Here is a 16,976-nt window from a genome sequence, read left to right as displayed (position 1 = left end):
CGGAGCATGTTTACAAAAAGGATCATCCCCTGTCTGGACGTAAATGCGGGCAGGGTAGTAAAGGGCGTAAATTTTGTGGACCTGAAAGACGCGGGAGATCCGGTGGAGATCGCGAAGGCATATGACAAAGCCGGGGCGGATGAGCTGGTATTCCTTGACATTACCGCATCTTCGGATGAGCGCAGGACAGTGGTTGATATGGTCCGGCAGGTGGCGGAGTGCGTGTTCATTCCGTTCACGGTAGGCGGAGGTATCCGTACGGTGGATGATTTCCGCGCGATCCTGAGAGAAGGCGCGGATAAAGTTTCCATCAACTCTTCGGCGATCAATACGCCGGAGCTGATCAGCGACGCGGCGGATAAATTCGGTAGTCAGTGCGTCGTCGTAGCCATAGACGCCAAAAAGCGGGAAGACGGGTCAGGATGGAATATCTATAAAAACGGCGGCCGTATCGATGTCGGGATCGATGCCGTAGAATGGGCGCAGAAAGTGGAACGGCTCGGCGCCGGAGAGATCCTGCTCACCAGCATGGACTGCGATGGGACAAAGGCAGGGTATGACCTGGAGCTGACGCGCACGATCGCGGAAAACGTATCCATCCCTGTGATCGCATCAGGCGGGGCTGGGACACTGGAGCACTTCAAAGAAGCGCTGACCGAGGGGAAGGCGGACGCGGCACTGGCGGCGTCGCTGTTCCATTATAAAGAACTGGAGATCCGGCAGGTAAAAGAGTACCTGAGGGGAGAAGGCGTGCCGGTGAGATTGTGAAAAAACTGTGAACGGGGTCAGACCCCTTTGAAAAGGGGTCTGACCCCGATGGGATGAATATTCTGAAAATTTAAGGAGAGAGTTATGGCAGGATTAAACGGAGGCTGGTATGAAGCGCTGAAAGGGGAGTTTTCCAAACCATACTATAAGAAGCTGTTCGAGACAGTGAACCATGAATACAGGACAAGGCTGATCTTTCCGCCGGCGGAGGATATTTTTAACGCATTCCATCTGACGCCGCTCAAGGAGGTAAAAGTGGTGATCCTGGGACAGGACCCGTACCACAATAATGGTCAGGCGCACGGGCTCTGTTTTTCTGTGAAGAAAGGGGTGGAGATCCCGCCGTCTCTTGTGAATATCTATCAGGAACTCCATGATGACCTGGGCTGTACGATCCCGGACCATGGCTGCCTGACAAAATGGGCGGAGCAGGGAGTGCTCATGCTCAATACCGTACTTACCGTAAGAGCGCATCAGGCGAATTCCCACCGGGGGATCGGTTGGGAGGAGTTTACGGACGCCGCGATCATGGCGCTCAACAGCCAGGACCGCCCAATCGTATTCATCCTTTGGGGCAGCCCGGCGCAGAGAAAGAAGGCTATGCTCAATAATCCAAAGCATCTGATCCTGACAGCTCCCCATCCGAGCCCGCTGTCCGCGTTCCGTGGATTTTTCGGTAGCAGGCCCTTCAGCCAGACGAACCGGTTCCTCGAGGAGCACGGCATCGAGCCCATTGACTGGCAGATCGAGTGAGGATGATTGAAGCGGTTGGACGGTAAGTGAGGGAAGGCTGTTAGAAGGAAAAGTGAGAAGGAAAAGTGAGAGAAAAAAGCCTTGCAATTTTAGACGAACAGCGGTATAATCTTACTCGTACCGAATGCAGATGTAGTTCATCGGTAGAACACCAGCTTCCCAAGCTGGGGAGGCGGGTTCGATTCCCGTCATCTGCTTAAGAAAAGCCGGAAACGTTACAGATTCAGCGTTTCCGGCTTTTGTTGTGTATCAATAAAAACCACCGGATACGAGCGTTAGCGTTATGGATGTTGAGCAGATCGAACGGGTAAAATGAGGACCGGATGACACCGAAGAAGACGGGGGCAGAGGTAGTAAAACGCGACCTATGCCGCACCTGACCGGGGAGCTGCAGAGGATCCCGGTGATACTGAAATAGATATTGTACGCTGTCTGCGCTTATGGTAGTATATGGACAGGAACAACCGTGTTGCAGGGTGGCTGACCTCTATTCTTACATAGAATGGGGGTGGTGCTGATGGACAAGAAACCGTTTGACTTTAAGGATCTGATGGCTTTTGGAATGTTCATTCTGGCATTGCTGACATTCGTTTTTACGTTTATCAGATAGTGCTTTAGGCATAGAAAAACCACCCCGGAACTTTGGCGAGTGAAGAGGTGGTAATTTCTATGTTATTGTTTGCTTCATGAGGTCAACCCCTTGTGGGCGGTTGTTCCTTTTCCATTCATAATATAGCATACTGGCTATTTTGATTCAAGTTTTTGATACTAAAATTTGTAAAATCCGTACACATTTGTACATAAACACAGCGTTTCCGGCTTTTTGACTTTCAGGTACTATTTTTTCAGATATCTGGCGATCTCTTCGATCTTCTTTCCCTCCCGGCTGAAAAACATCTGATAGCTCCGGCAGAAATAACTGCGGTAAGTGTCTGTGCCCGGTTCTTTGACCCGGGTCCGGCGGCAGCCGCCCCGGCAAAGAGCATAATAGGGGCAGGTCCGGCAGGAGCCGCTGATCTTTTTCGATTCATTTATGAAATCTCTGGCGCGGTCATTTTCCAGAAAATCCTGTATTTTATCGTTGTTGAAATTCCCCAGCCTGTATCCATCCAGTGCGTAGAAGTCGCAGGGATATACGCTGCCGTCTGCCTCTGCGACTCCCTGGACTGAGCAGATCCCCCTCTGGGAACAGGCTTCCGGGACATACCCCATGGCAATGCCGATATAATTTTCAAAATCACGGATGTATGGCGCTTTTCCGCGGCGCCAGTCTTTGTACCACAGCTCGAAGAGCGTGGACAGAAATTCCCCGTAGGCTTCCGGCGTCAAAGAGTAAGGGGAATGTCCGCCTTCCTGTCCCAGAGGATCGAGGCAGGCGATATACTGCTGGAACTTCCAGCCCTTTTCCCTGTAATCAGCGTAGATCTCCCGTATTTTCGGAGCTGTGTACGCATTTACCACGGTAAGGATATTATATTCTACCTGGAAGCTGTCCAGCATCCGGATCGCTCCGAGGATACGGTCGTAGGTGGGGGCACCGCTTTTTGTGTGGCGGCATTGGTCATGTGTCTCCCGGGTGCCGTCCACGGAAATGCCAATGAGGAAATGATGTTCACGGAAAAACCTGCACCACGCCTCGTTGATCTGGAGGCCGTTTGTCTGAAGCGTGTTTGATATCCTGGCCTGCCTGCGGTTATACCGCTGTTCAAACTCAACTGCTTTCTCAAAAAAACGGAGCCCCCGCAAAGTCGGTTCCCCGCCCTGGAAGGCAAAGCAGACATCTCCGGTGGCCTGGAACAATGTTTTTTTAACAATATTTTTGAGGGTTTCTTCTGTCATCATCCCATAGGAAGGAGATTCCCTTTTCGCTGCTTCGTCGCAGTAAAAACAATAGTCGCATGTCATGCTGCACTGGCTGGATGCCGGTTTGATCAATACAGTATTTAAATTCATATCCTGTTCCCTTCTGCCCGGACCCGGACGGGTCATTGAAGTAGTATATTTCAGTATGGTCTTTTATCAATATCCTTATTATAAGGAGTTGTCCCGCGAGGGGCAATAACGAGTTATTTTTTCTTTTATTTCATCGGAAATTCTCATTGCAAACTGCGGGAAATCCTGTATAATAGGGAACCGTGCAAACAGAGAAACGCACAGGCGGAAAACGCAGAAGCAGCATATATACAGAAGCAGTATACACACAAAAGCAGCATACAGGAGAGGGAGCGTTATGAGTACGAACAAGACAAGCGATATGACTGCCGGAAGCCCGATGAGGCTGATCATCCGTTTTATGATCCCAATGTGCCTGGGGAATATCTTCCAGCAGTTTTACAATATAGCGGATTCGATCGTGGCGGGACAGTTTATCGGAGTGGATGCCCTGGCGGCGATCGGGAGCACGGGTTCCCTGATGTTCTTTGTGACAGGGTGGCTCAACGGGCTGAGCAGCGGATTTGCGATCCTTGTGTCCCAGTGGTTCGGGGCGAAGCAGTATGACAGGATGCGGCATTATGTAGCGATGTCAGTCATCCTTTCCGCGGTGTTCGCGGTGGTGATGACAGCGGGACTTACCGTGGCCAATGAGCCGATCCTCCGGCTGATGAACTACTCGGAGGAACTGCTGCCGGATGTGAAAAGCTACATGGGCATTATCTATGCCGGTCTGATCGTCACCGCGGCGTATAATGCGCTGGCCGCTTTCTTAAGGGCGCTGGGAGATTCCAGGTCTCCGCTTTATTTCCTGATCATTTCCGCTGTGATCAATGTGGTGCTGGACATTGTGTTCATCGTGAATTTTGGAATGGGCGTCGAAGGATGCGCGTATGCGACGGTCATCGCACAGGGGATATCAGCAGTCCTGTGCCTTGTATATATCATAAAGAAATATCCGCTCCTCCATCTGAAAGGCGGCGACTTCCGGATCTCCATCCAGAGCCTCGGCCGGCTTCTGGCGCTGGGCATACCGATGGGGCTCCAGTTTTCCATTACCGCGATCGGCACGGTCATCGTGCAGGGGGCGGTGAATGTATACGGAGAAGACTATATGGCGGGATTTTCTGCGGCAGGCAAGCTCCAGAATATCATCAGCACTGTGTTTGTGGCGTTTGGCGCGACTATTGCGACCTATGTGGGACAGAACCGCGGCGCGGGAAAAGCGGACCGTGTCAGGGAAGGCGTGAAATGCACGCAGATCATGATCCTTGTCTGGAGCGTGGTCACCATGGCAGTGGTGTATTTCGGCGGAAGGTATATGACATGGCTCTTTGTCAGTCCGTCAGAGACCGCTGTGGCAGACGCGGCGGTCATGTATTTCCGCGCGGTATTCTGGTGTTATCCCTTCCTGGGCAGCATCTACCTGTACCGGAATGCCCTCCAGGGGATGGGGTACGGGCTGGTGCCCATGCTGGGCGGTGTCTTCGAGCTGGCGGCGAGGGCAGGGATCGTGATGCTCGTCGCGGGGCGGGCAAGCTTTACCGGTGTATGCCTCGCGGATCCGGCGGCATGGCTGGCGGCGCTCATCCCACTGGTGCCGTATTATATCTGCACAATGAGGAAGTGGCTGAAAAAGCAGGGACTGCAGGAACAGAAGATATGACAGAAAAAAGAAAGGCCGGGCTCTACCTGAGAGCCTGGTCTTTCAGCACGTCCGTGACTTTTTTCACGGGTACGATATCAAGTTTTTCTTTTACCTCTTCGGCGACATCATCCAGATCTTCGATATTGTCATAAGGGATATACACCTTTTTGATCCCGGCTCTCTGGGCTGCCATCAGCTTCTCGGGGAGTCCGCCGATCGGCATCACGCCGCCCCGTAAGGAAACCTCTCCTGTCATAGCGCAGCAGGTGTCCACCGCCTTCCCGGTGATGAGCGAGGCGAGCGCTGTAGTCAGAGTGATGCCGGCGGACGGCCCGTCCTTTGGCACAGCGCCTGCCGGTACATGGACATGCAGGTCGTGGTCCTCCAGCACCCGGCTCTCTTTCGGATAGAGTGAGCGGACCAGGGTGAGCGCAATCTGGACAGATTCCTTCATCACATCTCCAAGCTGCCCGGTGATGAGCAGTTTGCCTTTTCCTTTTGTCAGTTTCGTCTCAATGAAGAGGATCGCGCCTCCTGCCCGGGTCCAGGCAAGTCCGGTCACTACGCCGGGAGTCCCGGAGGACAGCCTGCGCTCTGTGCGGATCTGTTTCCTGCCCAGATAGTCTGAAAGATTGCTTTTCGTGACAGAGATACACAGGCCGCTGTCTTCTGCCCGGGGATTCTCAGCAGTGGCATCCTCTGCGTGGGCATTCTCTGCATTATCATCCGCTGTGCCGGCATTCTCTGCCGCGCTGCCCCTGACCAGCTCTACCGCAGCGGTGCGGCACAGTGTCTCAATGGACTTCTTCAGGTCACGGACTCCGGCCTCCATTGTATATTCATCGATGATCTGGCGCAGTGCGCCGTCGGTGATCTTGAGCATATTCTTTTTGATGCCCATAGCTTCCATGGCTTTTGGGATCAGATGCTTTTTCGCGATGTGATATTTTTCTACGGCGGTATATCCCGGGAACGAGATGACTTCCATACGGTTTAAAAGCGGTTCCGGGATCGTATCCGTTGTGTTTGCCGTACACACAAAGAGTACGTTCGACAGATCATAGGGCACATTCATATAGTGGTCTGTAAATGTGCTGTTCTGCTCCGGGTCAAGCACCTCGAGGAGCGCGCTCGCAGGATCCCCGCCGTAATCCTTTGCCAGCTTGTCGACCTCGTCCAGGACCATGACCGGGTTGGAGGAGCCGCTGCGCTTCATAGCCTCCATGATCCGGCCGGGCATGGCTCCGATGTAAGTCCTCCGGTGCCCGCGGATCTCTGCTTCATCCCGGATGCCGCCCAGGCTGATGCGGACATATTCCCGCCCGAGCGCACGGGCAATGCTCTGCCCGATACTGGTCTTCCCGGTGCCGGGGGCTCCGACAAAGAGAAGGATCGAGCCATACTGTTTTTTGTTCAGGGCCATGACTGCCAGCTGCTGGATGATACGCTCTTTTACCTTTTTTAATCCGTAGTGGTCTTCATCCAGGATCTTCTCCGCGCGGGCCAGGTCGATGGGCGCGAATACAGGCGCCTTCCACGGCAGGCTTGTGACAAAGTCAAGGTAATCATACAGGAGCCCGTACTCATGGCTCTCTTTCCCTTCCTGGCGCATACGGTTCAGCACTTTTTCCGCCTCTCTGCGCGCCTCTTTGTTCATGCCGGACTCGGCGATCTTTTTCTCGAATTTTCTTACATCCGAAATATTCTCCGGGTGCATGTCATCGAGCTCTTTCTGCAGATAGTCGATCTGTTTTCTGAGCGCTGCCTCCCGGTAGAGCTGCTCCTGGCCGTCCTTCTGGGCTTCCTGGGCCTCGGCGGAGACTTTTGCCACCTCCATGAACTCGTTGACCGCTTTTTCAATAAGGGCATATCTTGCTTTTACGGAATCCTCGGCAAGGATGGCGTACTTTTCATCAACACTCAGGTTCAGATATTCGGACAGCGAAGAGACAAGGTCATAAATGCTCTTGCGCTGAAGGATGAAGCCTCTCGCCCAGATCCCCCACTGGTAATTCTGGACAAACCTGAGAAGGGAAGTCCGGACATCGGCGAATATTTTCTGCTGCTCTTTTTCGGACAGATCCCCGATCGAAGGCCGGACCGCAAATGCGGCGCGCACTTCGCCGTCTTCAATGACCGGGCTGATGATCTCCACTCTGTCGATCGTGCGGATCTGGATCACATCCTCATCGCTTACGGACTCCACTCTGGCGGAGAGCCCGATCGGATAGAAATCTTCTGCCTGCAGGCTGTTTTCTTCTGCTTCGGTCCTGAGAAGCGTGAACAGGATCTGTGTACCGGGTTTTAATTCATCCGCCCGGCCGGCAAAGAAATCTTTCTTAAAATAATATGTTACATCAGGTAACAGCAATATATTATAAACAGGTTGTATAAACATATGAAACCCTCCCATTCTTTTGTTAGCACTCTGCGCATGAGAGTGCTAAATGTTTATTATAGAAAATTAGCACAGAAAAAACACAATGTCAATAGGCGGGGATTTCCAGGTGGAATGCTTTATAAAATATTCATATATTGCATATCAGTTCAGCCATCGGGCTGCGCGGGAGAGAAAATCATGCTCGCATGATTTTTCGAGCGGGCAGTCCGATGAGCTGAGCGCCCGTTTATGAGGAAAACAGCGGCGGCAGCCGCAGTAAGCACGCAGTGCGGTTTTCCGAATGGCGCGGGCTGAACTGTTGCTATTGCACATATATATATAAGGAATATAAGGAAGCATCCTTGACATTGCGGAAAATAGCTGTTATATTACAAATAGAACAGAATGAATTTTTACGCCCGGAGACGGGCTGTTCGAAAGTGATAGATGGCGGATCCTGAGGAGATGCCAGTGAGTTACAGATGCAGGAGGGTGAGTGAAATGGCAGAAAAAAGAGATTATTATGATGTGCTGGGCGTCAGCAGAAATGCGGATGAGACCCAGATAAAGAAAGCGTACCGCAAGCTCGCGAAGAAATATCATCCTGATACAAATGCAGGGGACGCGGATGCGGAACAGAAATTTAAGGAAGTTACAGAAGCTTATAATGTACTGAGCGACAAGGAAAAGAGAAAGATGTATGACCAGTTCGGCCATGCGGCATTCGACCAGAGCGGAGCAGGAGGTCCGTGGAACAACGCAGGCGGTGCATGGAACAGTGCCGGCGGCGCGGGCGGAACCGGGGGATTCTGGCGTGCATACGGCGGCCCGCAGAGCGGATATCAGGAGTATCATTTTGAAGGCGGCAATATGGACGATATGTTCGGGGATATTTTCGGAGATATCTTCCATCACGGCGGATACCGCGGGAACTTCAGCCGGAAGGGCCAGGATGTACGCGCGCAGGTAGAGGTCAGCTTTGATGAGGCTGCCTTCGGATGCGATAAGGTGATCCGCCTCCAGGATCCGGCGGCAGCCGGCGGGGCAGTGCAGTCTCTCCAGGTACACATCCCGGCAGGGATCGATACCGGCAAGACAGTGCGCCTGAAAGGAAAAGGGATGCCCGGCATAAACGGCGGGGAGAACGGCGACCTGCTGCTTGGAGTGACGGTCCGGGGAAAGGATGGCTATGAGAGGAAAGGCATGGACGTCTATACGACAGTGCAGATCCCGTTCACGACAGCAGTGTTCGGCGGCGAAGCAGTCGTCAGCACGCTGTACGGCAACGTGCTGTGTAAGATAAGGAAGGGCATGCAGTCCGGGACAAAGATCCGGCTGAAAGGCAAAGGGATCGTGTCCATGAAAGATCCTTCCGTGCACGGCGACCAGTATGTCACGGTACAGATCCAGGTGCCGCGCAGCTTAAGCCCGGAAGCGGAGCGGAAGCTCAGGGAGTTCCAGGCAGCGTGCGCAGGGCGCGCGCAGACGGCCTGACAGGTGGATGCGGCCGTATGACAGGCGGGATGACATGCAGATGCAGCCGTATGAAATGCGCGATGACATGCAGGTGCAGAATGGGATGCAGAATGCGGATGAGCGGAACGTGGAATGAGTTGCGTTTAAAAGAAGGATTTGTTATGATAGGGGTGTTACAGCAGACACAGCCTCCGGCAGTACTGCCGGAGGCGTTTTTATTTTGCGGGAAGCTCCGGGGAGAGGCGTTTCGGAAAAGCACCCCGGGGATCTGCGCGGGAACTGACAGACAGAAAGGATAGGGATTATGAAGATTGGGATTGGGAATGATCATTCCGCATTAGAGATGAAGAAAGAGATCATCGCATTTTTGGAGGAAAAGGGGCATGAAGTCGTAGATTACGGCACGGACTCAGCGGAGAGCTGTGACTATCCGGTCTACGGCGAGATCGTTGCGCGCGCGGTAGCGGCAGGCGAGGTAGAGCAGGGGATCCTGATCTGCGGGACAGGCCTCGGGATCTCACTGGCGGCGAATAAGGTAAAGGGCATCCGCGCGGCAGTGTGCAGTGAGCCATTCACGGCGAAAATGGCGCGCGCCCACAATAACTGCAATATCCTTGCCTTCGGCGCCAGAGTGGTGGGGCCGGAGCTGGCGAAGATGATCGTGGAGACATGGCTGGACACAGACTTTGAAGGCGGACGCCATCAGAGAAGAGTGGACCTGATCATGGAAATCGAAAACAAGGAGCAGTGATGCATGCTTATTATCTTTCCCAGTGGGTATTGTTTTTCTTTATTTACAGCTTTATCGGCTGGGTATGGGAAAGCTGCTATGTCTCTGTGAGGAAACGCCGGTGGGTAAACAGAGGGTTCATGCACGGGCCCATGTTGCCCCTGTACGGCTCCGGGGCGCTGGCAGTCCTGGTCAGTACCATTGGCGTCCGGGAAAATATGGTGCTGATCTTTCTCCTGGGAATGCTGGCGGCCACTGTTCTGGAATATTTTACCGGGGCAGCGATGGAGCGGCTCTTCCATGTGAGGTACTGGGATTACAGTAACCAGAAGCTGAATCTCCACGGTTACATCTGCGTATCCTCTTCCCTGTGCTGGGGATGCTTTTCCGTCCTGCTCGTAAGGGTGGTGCATGTGCCCATCGAGACCGCAGTGCTCAGGATCCCCCTTGCCGTGGCAGAGGGCGCGGCGCTCGTGCTGTCAGTGGCAGCAGCGGTGGACCTGACACAGTCCTTCAACGAGGCGATGGATCTGAAGCGGATCCTCTCCCAGCTCGAGGAGAGTAGGGAGCAGATCCGGAAGCTCCAGGAAAGGCTCAAAGTCGCGGCGGAAGACGCGAAGGAGGACTACCTTCGCTATTCCGGGGAGCGCAGCCGGAAGAGGCTTTCGCGCAAGGCCGCGTATCTTGAACGGATCGACATGAAGCGTCAGGAGAGGCGCAGGCAGCTGGAAGAACTGTACCAGAGGGCAGAGCAGCTCCTTAAAGAAGAGATCCCGTCCAGAGTCGGGGAGATGATCGGGGAAGAGCGAAGGGAAGAGCTTGCAGCTCTCCGCCAGAATATCCGCCGGGAGATCGGGAAAATGGGAGAGCGCACGGACCGCAGCTATCTGCATGCGGCGCGCCATCTCTGGAGAAATCCCACCGCGGTATCCGAGCGGTTCAGGAATGCGCTTGACGAATTGAGAAAAAATATGGAGGACAGAAACAGATGACAAAAAAACAGCGGGCATTAGAAGTGATCGAACGCCTGAAGAAAGAGTACCCGGACGCAGGTTGTACGCTGGATTACGACCAGGCGTGGAAACTGCTGGTCAGTGTCCGCCTGGCAGCGCAGTGTACGGACGCCCGCGTAAATGTAGTCGTGGAAGGCCTGTATGAAAAATACCCGGATGTGGATGCCCTGGCAGCCGCGGACGTGGATGATATCGAGGAGATCGTCCGGCCGTGCGGACTGGGGCGGAGCAAGGCCCGGGATATCAGCGCGTGCATGAAGATCCTGAGAGATGAGTACGGCGGGAAGGTGCCGGATGATTTTGACGCACTCCTGAAACTCCCCGGCGTGGGGCGCAAGAGCGCAAACCTGATCATGGGAGATGTATTCGGAAAACCTGCGATCGTGACGGATACCCACTGTATCCGCCTGGTGAACCGCATCGGGCTCGTAGACGGGATCAAAGAGCCGAAGAAGGTGGAGATGGCGCTGTGGAAGATCATCCCGCCTGAGGAGGGGAGCGATTTCTGCCACCGTCTTGTCTATCACGGAAGGGACGTGTGCACAGCAAGGACAAAGCCTCACTGCGAGAAGTGCTGCCTTGCGGATATCTGTAAAAAAGCCGGGGTATAATATCTGGCAGTTTCTTTTATTCACACCGAAAAGGAGGATCGTATGAAAAGTATCAAACTGAGAGAAAACTTTTACTGGACAGGTATCATCGATGACAAGCTCCGTGTATTTGACATCATCATGTACACGGAATTTGGCACGACATACAATTCGTATGTGATGAAGGCCGGGGACAAGACTGTGCTTTTTGAGACAGCAAAGGCGAAATTTTTTGACGAGTATCTTGAAAAATTAAAAGAAGTAACCGATGTGCATAAGATCGACTATCTTGTGGTCAGCCACACGGAGCCGGACCACGCGGGGAGCGTGGAGATGCTGCTGGATTTAAGCCCGCAGATGAAGATCATCGCTACCGGCTGCGCGCTGGGCTTCCTCAAGGAGATCGTGAATAAAGATTTTGTGGGGATCCCTGCCAGGGACGGGGAAAAGATGACGATCGGGAACCGCACGCTCCGGTTCCTGTTTGTCCCGAACCTCCACTGGCCGGATACCATGTACACATTTATCGAAGAAGAACAGATCCTTGTGACATGTGATTCCTTCGGTTCCCATTACTGCCTGCCGGAAGTCGTCTCCACGGAAATCAAAAACGAGGCGGATTACCAAAGTGCGCTGAAATATTATTACGACTGCATCATCGGGCCGTTCAAGCCGTATATGCTGAAAGCGCTGGACCGCGTGGAGGAGATGGATATCTCCATGGTCTGCACGGGACACGGGCCGGTGCTCGTGGGAGACCGCATCAAAGCGGTCATGAAACAGTACAGGGAGTGGTCCACAGTAGTGAACCCGAACCCGAAAAAGACGGTCATCATTCCCTATGTGAGCGCCTATGGCTATACGAAGACACTGGCGGAGAAGATCGCGGAGGGCGTAAAGGACAGCGGGGATATCGATGTGCGTTCTTACGATATGGTAGAGGCGGACGCAGCGAAGGTAAACGAAGAGCTGCTCTTCGCGGACGGCATCCTTCTGGGGACGCCGACCATCGTCGGCGAAGCGCTGAAGCCGATCTGGGACCTGACGCTTAATATGTTCCCGGGGACCCATGGCGGGAAGTTCGCCGGGGCTTTCGGAAGCTACGGATGGAGCGGAGAGGGCGTGCCCCATATCACGGAGAGGTTAAAGCAGCTCAGGATGAAAGTATCAGAAGGATTCCGCGTCCGTTTCAAACCGTCTGAGGCAGACCTTGTCAGCGCTTATGAGTACGGGTATCAGTTCGGATGCATTGTCCAGGATAAGGAGCCTGTGAAGCCGAAGAAGAAAGGCGCGCGCAGCCTGGTGAAATGCCTTGTGTGCGGCGAGATCTTTGACTCTTCCATCGAGATCTGCCCGGTATGCGGGGTGGGGAAGGAGAATTTCGTCCCCGTGGAAGTGGAAGAGAGCGGATTTACCAATAATACGCAGGAGTATTACGTGATCCTGGGCAACGGCGCGGCCGGGTTCAATGCCGCCAAAGCGATCCGGGAGAGAGATAAGACGGGAGCGGTCATCCTGATCTCTGATGAGCCTTATGCAGCGTATAACCGCCCGATGCTGACCAAGTCGATCGTGGCGGGATTGAGCGCGGAGCAGATCGCCATCGAAGGACCGGACTGGTATGAGGAGAATAAGGTATGGCAGATGCTCGGGAAACGGGTGGAGTCCGTGGACATGAAGGAAAAGGAAGTCCTGCTCGACAGCGGGGAAAAAGTGCATTTCACAAAGCTGATCTATGCGCTCGGGAGCGAATGCTTTATCCCGCCGGTCCAGGGGGCTGACCTTCCGGAGGTCATCGCGATCCGCAGGCTCTCTGATGTGGAGAAGCTGGAAGGACTCATGGAGAGCGCGTCCAGGGCTGTCGTGATCGGCGGAGGCGTGCTCGGGCTGGAAGCTGCATGGGAGCTGAAAAAAGCCGGGCTGGACGTGCAGGTGCTCGAAGTGGCCCCGGTGCTCATGGGACGGCAGCTGGATGCAGGCTCCGCGGAAATCTTAAAAGAGACAGCAGCGAAAAATGGAGTGGAGATCCATACGGGCGTGTCTGTGGCAGCGATCGAGGGCGACGGGCATGTAAACGGCGTCCGTCTTGACGACGGGACTGTGATCCCGGCAGAGCTGGTCGTGATCTCCGCAGGAGTGCGGGCGAACACAGGCCTGGCGAAGGAGATCGGACTGGAGACCGGACGGGCTGTCAAGGTGGATTCCCGGATGGAGACGAGCGTGCCGGGCGTGTACGCGTGTGGAGACTGTGCGGAATATGAGGGCGCAGATTACGCAATCTGGCCTGAGGCTGTGGAACAGGGCCGCATAGCGGGTGCAAATGCGGCAGGAGAGGCTCTGGAATATGAGCCCGTGGCGGCTGCGCTTACCTTCCACGGCATGAATACAGCACTCTTTGCGGCAGGCGATAACGGGAAGAATCCGGACCTGCTGTATAAGACGGTGGAATACCGCGATATGGGCAAAGGGCAGTACAGGAAATACTATTTCCTGAACAACAGGCTGTCCGGAGTGATCCTGATCGGGGACCTGTCGGAGATGGCGAAGATGACAGAAGCACTGGGCAGGCATGCACAGTACAAAGATGTGATCTCGTAATAAGATAGAAATTTTATTATACAGAAGAGGAAAGACAGATGGCGTCTTATCATGTTTATCAGCTCCTTTGGATCTTTTTTGTTTATTCCTTTATCGGCTGGTGCGGCGAGGCCGCGATGGCTGCGGTGCGCCGGCACAAGTTTGTAAACCGGGGATTCGTCAGCGGACCCCTCTGCCCTGTCTACGGGGCAGGGGCCGCCGCTGTGGCTGTCTTCCTGCCGGAGCTCCATGACCGGTTGTTCTTCCTGTTCCTCGGGGGAATGATCGTGACTACCTTCGTGGAATATCTGACAGGGAGACTCCTGGAGCTGATCTTCCACAGAAAATGGTGGGATTATTCGGACGAGAAATTTAATCTGGACGGGTATGTATGCCTGAAAAATTCCGCCATATGGGGACTGTGTTCTGTGCTCATGATCTGCTTTTTCGATCCGCTTCTGTGCAGGCTCATCGACCTGATCCCCAGGCTCGCGGGGAACATCCTTCTCTGGATCCTGGGGGTGCTGCTTGTGATCGATGCCGTGGGCTCAGGGATCGCGGTGCTCGGATTAAAGAAGAAGCAGAGCAGGATCACCCAGATCACGGAAGAGCTCCACAAGACATCCAAGCTGCTGGAAAATGCGCTGACCACCCGTATCCAGAAGCGTATGGTCAGAGCGTTCCCGAATATAGAAGGGACAGAAGGCGCGGGAGTAAAGACAAAGGAAGAACGCTTCGCCCGGGGCTGCGGGTTCTTCAAGCTTGCCAGCCTGTTTATCCTGGGGGCTTTCCTCGGAGATATCGTGGAGACGGTATTCTGTCTGGTGACGACCGGCAGGCTCATGAGCCGGAGCAGCCTGGTGTTCGGGCCGTTCAGCATTGTGTGGGGGCTTGCGTGCGCCCTCCTGACATGGATCCTGTACCGGTACCGGGATAAGAGCGACCGGTATATCTTCGTGTTCGGCACAGTCCTCGGCGGGGCGTATGAGTATGTGTGCAGCGTGTTCACTGAGATGGCATTCGGGACCGTGTTCTGGGATTACAGCGAGATCCCGTTTAACCTGGGCGGAAGGATCAATCTCCTGTACTGCTTTTTCTGGGGGATCGCCGCGGTCGTGTGGATGAAGGGCGTGTATCCTTTCCTGTCCCGGTGGATCGAGAAACTTCCGGCTCGGATGGGAAAAGTGGTGTGCTCGGTTCTCCTCGTCCTTCTGGCAGCGGATATGCTCGTCTCGGCGCTGGCGCTTGCAAGGTACTCGGAGCGCCAGGCGGGGAAAGCGGAACAGACTGCTGTGGGGCAGGCGCTGGATGAGTTCTTCCCGGATGGGTTCATAGAAAAAAGGTATGAGAACCTGAAGCTGACGGACTGACGGAGCAAATTTGCTGAAAAAAATCTTGCATTTCTGGCACAGATGTGATAATATATCACTCGTGTCAGAGATGACGCGGGTGTAGTTCAATGGTAGAACACCAGCCTTCCAAGCTGGATACGTGGGTTCGATTCCCATCACCCGCTTTTTTTGTTACCTAAAATCAGAGAATATGTGCCGATACGCCCAGGATGTGTTATACTGGGAGAAAACATAAGAAAAGCAGGAGACAGATTATGAGATTTAATTGGACAGACAATGTTGTAATGCGCGCGATCGGGAAAATAGGGGACTTGATATGCCTGAATGTACTGTGGCTGATCTGCTGCATACCGGTCATAACCATCGGGGCGTCCACCACAGCGCTGTATACGGTAATGCTGAGGCTGGTAAGGAACGAAGAAGGATATATTTTCCGGGGATTCTTCAAAGCATTTAAGCTGAATTTCAAGCAGAGCACGATCATCTGGATCATCTTACTGCTTCTCGGTATCGTATGGACCGTGGATTTCCGGGTGGCAGGCATGATACCCGGGACAGCCGGTATCGTTCTGAGCGCGATCTTCATGGCTCTCGGTTTTATGCTGCTCGCTGTGACGGTCTACATATTCCCGCTGACCGCAAGGTATGAGAACGGTATCAAGGATACCTTTAGGAACGCGCTGATCCTGGCTGTGGCCAAACTGCCTTATACTTTTGTGATGGCAGCGGTCATTGTAGTGGCGGTGATCGCATCCCTGTGGAGCACGGTTACTCTGATGTTTGCCCTCCCGCTCTGGCTGCTCATCGGGGGCGCGCTTATCGCATGGATCCATTCTTATTTACTGAGAAGGGTGTTTGTAATATTTGAAGGCAGTGAAAGTGCAGCGGAGGAGGAGAACAAAGGATGAATTTTCTGGAAGAACGTATCGTAAAGGACGGAGTTGTAAAAGAAGGAAATGTACTTAAGGTAGACAGCTTTCTGAACCATCAGATGGACATTAAGCTCCTGGACCAGATGGGCGCGGAGTTCAAGCGCCGTTTTGCGGGAAAGCCGATCAATAAGATCCTTACCATCGAGGCATCCGGGATCGGGATCGCCTGTGTGGCTGCCCAGCATTTCGACGTTCCCGTAGTATTTGCAAAGAAATCCCAGAGCATCAATCTGGACGGGGAAATGTATGTGGCGGAGGTCGAATCCTTTACGCACAAGTGTAAAAATCATGTTATCGTAGCGCAGAAATTCCTGACACCGGAGGATCATGTGCTCATCATAGACGATTTCCTCGCCAACGGATGCGCGCTCCAGGGTCTGATCCAGATCGTACAGTCCGCAGGAGCGACAGTGGAGGGCATCGGTATTGCCATTGAGAAAGGATTTCAGTCCGGCGGGCGCATCATCCGCAACCTCGGGTTCCAGTTAGAGTCACTGGCGATCGTGGACGGGATGGACGCAGCGACCGGGAAGATCCAGTTCCGCGACCAGGCTGCTGTGGACAGCGGCGCGGTGAAAACAGCGGAAGACGAAATATGCAGGAGCTCCACACTGGATTAAAATCTGTATTTCCTTTCGCGGCTGGATCGGTGAATGATTGGTATTTGACACATATTGAAATATTGACTATAATATACTTAACAAGGGAGCCGTTGGCCAGTGCACACCTGGCCGCCGGTAAAATAAATCTATTGGAATAGCGCCTTACTTTACCAGAGCAGGGGCGCTATTTTTAAGTTTGTTCCTATTCCCATTTCAAAAACTC

General features: G+C 53.7%; 14 protein-coding genes and 2 tRNA genes. 14 read left to right on the top strand and 2 right to left on the bottom strand.

Annotation, left to right across the window (positions count from 1 at the left end):
- Nucleotides 1-6: 6 nt before the first annotated feature.
- The 3 genes from hisF (at nucleotide 7) to B5G27_RS05325 (ending at nucleotide 1,718) form a co-directional block, all read left to right on the top strand.
- The gene (gene hisF / locus B5G27_RS05335; RefSeq protein WP_087177905.1) at nucleotides 7-768 is read left to right on the top strand and encodes an imidazole glycerol phosphate synthase subunit HisF; all 762 of its coding nucleotides are present in this window, start codon (nucleotides 7-9) and stop codon (nucleotides 766-768) included.
- Between the two features lie 84 nt (nucleotides 769-852).
- Complete coding sequence (gene ung / locus B5G27_RS05330) at nucleotides 853-1,521, top strand: uracil-DNA glycosylase (protein WP_087177904.1); 669 nt, start codon at nucleotides 853-855, stop codon at nucleotides 1,519-1,521.
- 126 nt (nucleotides 1,522-1,647) lie between these two features.
- Nucleotides 1,648-1,718: transfer RNA gene (locus B5G27_RS05325), tRNA-Gly, on the top strand.
- A 640-nt stretch (nucleotides 1,719-2,358) separates the two neighbouring features.
- Here B5G27_RS05325 and B5G27_RS05320 read toward each other — a convergent pair.
- The gene (locus B5G27_RS05320; RefSeq protein WP_087178155.1) at nucleotides 2,359-3,474 is read right to left on the bottom strand and encodes an anaerobic sulfatase maturase; all 1,116 of its coding nucleotides are present in this window, start codon (nucleotides 3,472-3,474) and stop codon (nucleotides 2,359-2,361) included.
- Nucleotides 3,475-3,751: 277 nt separating this feature from the next.
- Here B5G27_RS05320 and B5G27_RS05315 point away from each other — a divergent pair, with 277 nt between their 5' ends.
- Nucleotides 3,752-5,119, top strand: coding sequence for an MATE family efflux transporter (locus B5G27_RS05315; RefSeq protein WP_087177903.1), 1,368 nt, complete (start codon nucleotides 3,752-3,754; stop codon nucleotides 5,117-5,119).
- A gap of 22 nt (nucleotides 5,120-5,141) precedes the next feature.
- Here the strand turns inward: B5G27_RS05315 and lon are convergent, their stop codons facing one another.
- The gene (gene lon, locus B5G27_RS05310) at nucleotides 5,142-7,499 is read right to left on the bottom strand and encodes an endopeptidase La (protein ID WP_087177902.1); all 2,358 of its coding nucleotides are present in this window, start codon (nucleotides 7,497-7,499) and stop codon (nucleotides 5,142-5,144) included.
- Nucleotides 7,500-7,982: 483 nt separating this feature from the next.
- Here lon and B5G27_RS05305 point away from each other — a divergent pair, with 483 nt between their 5' ends.
- From B5G27_RS05305 to B5G27_RS05265, 10 genes are all read left to right on the top strand, one after another.
- Nucleotides 7,983-8,975, top strand: a complete 993-nt coding sequence (locus tag B5G27_RS05305; RefSeq protein ID WP_087177901.1) for a DnaJ C-terminal domain-containing protein — start codon at nucleotides 7,983-7,985, stop codon at nucleotides 8,973-8,975.
- A 143-nt stretch (nucleotides 8,976-9,118) separates the two neighbouring features.
- Nucleotides 9,119-9,256, top strand: coding sequence for a hypothetical protein (locus tag B5G27_RS15960; protein WP_162611195.1), 138 nt, complete (start codon nucleotides 9,119-9,121; stop codon nucleotides 9,254-9,256).
- A gap of 5 nt (nucleotides 9,257-9,261) precedes the next feature.
- Entirely contained in the window at nucleotides 9,262-9,708 is a 447-nt protein-coding gene (gene rpiB / locus B5G27_RS05300; protein WP_087177900.1) for a ribose 5-phosphate isomerase B, read from the top strand.
- Entirely contained in the window at nucleotides 9,708-10,679 is a 972-nt protein-coding gene (locus tag B5G27_RS05295) for a putative ABC transporter permease (RefSeq protein WP_087177899.1), read from the top strand. Before rpiB ends, B5G27_RS05295 begins: the two co-directional genes overlap by 1 nt.
- Nucleotides 10,676-11,311: an endonuclease III domain-containing protein gene (locus tag B5G27_RS05290; RefSeq protein WP_087177898.1), complete on the top strand. Its 636-nt coding sequence runs from the start codon at nucleotides 10,676-10,678 to the stop codon at nucleotides 11,309-11,311. Before B5G27_RS05295 ends, B5G27_RS05290 begins: the two co-directional genes overlap by 4 nt.
- A 42-nt stretch (nucleotides 11,312-11,353) precedes the next feature.
- Nucleotides 11,354-13,888, top strand: coding sequence for an FAD-dependent oxidoreductase (locus tag B5G27_RS05285; protein WP_087177897.1), 2,535 nt, complete (start codon nucleotides 11,354-11,356; stop codon nucleotides 13,886-13,888).
- 38 nt (nucleotides 13,889-13,926) lie between these two features.
- Nucleotides 13,927-15,237 (top strand): putative ABC transporter permease, encoded by a 1,311-nt coding sequence (locus B5G27_RS05280; RefSeq protein ID WP_087177896.1) that lies wholly within the window; start codon nucleotides 13,927-13,929, stop codon nucleotides 15,235-15,237.
- Between the two features lie 75 nt (nucleotides 15,238-15,312).
- Nucleotides 15,313-15,383, top strand: a tRNA-Gly gene (locus B5G27_RS05275).
- A gap of 90 nt (nucleotides 15,384-15,473) precedes the next feature.
- A complete protein-coding gene (locus tag B5G27_RS05270; RefSeq protein WP_087177895.1) occupies nucleotides 15,474-16,127 on the top strand; it encodes a YesL family protein in 654 nt (217 codons plus the stop codon).
- Nucleotides 16,124-16,771: a xanthine phosphoribosyltransferase gene (locus tag B5G27_RS05265; RefSeq protein ID WP_087177894.1), complete on the top strand. Its 648-nt coding sequence runs from the start codon at nucleotides 16,124-16,126 to the stop codon at nucleotides 16,769-16,771. The genes B5G27_RS05270 and B5G27_RS05265 overlap by 4 nt, the downstream gene beginning before the upstream one ends.
- Nucleotides 16,772-16,976 lie beyond the last annotated feature (205 nt).

The organism is Lachnoclostridium sp. An76 (assembly GCF_002161355.1).
GTDB lineage: Bacteria > Bacillota > Clostridia > Lachnospirales > Lachnospiraceae > Mediterraneibacter > Mediterraneibacter caccavium.
Note: the sequence above shows the minus strand (reverse complement) of the source record. Positions and strands in the feature narration are given on the sequence as shown.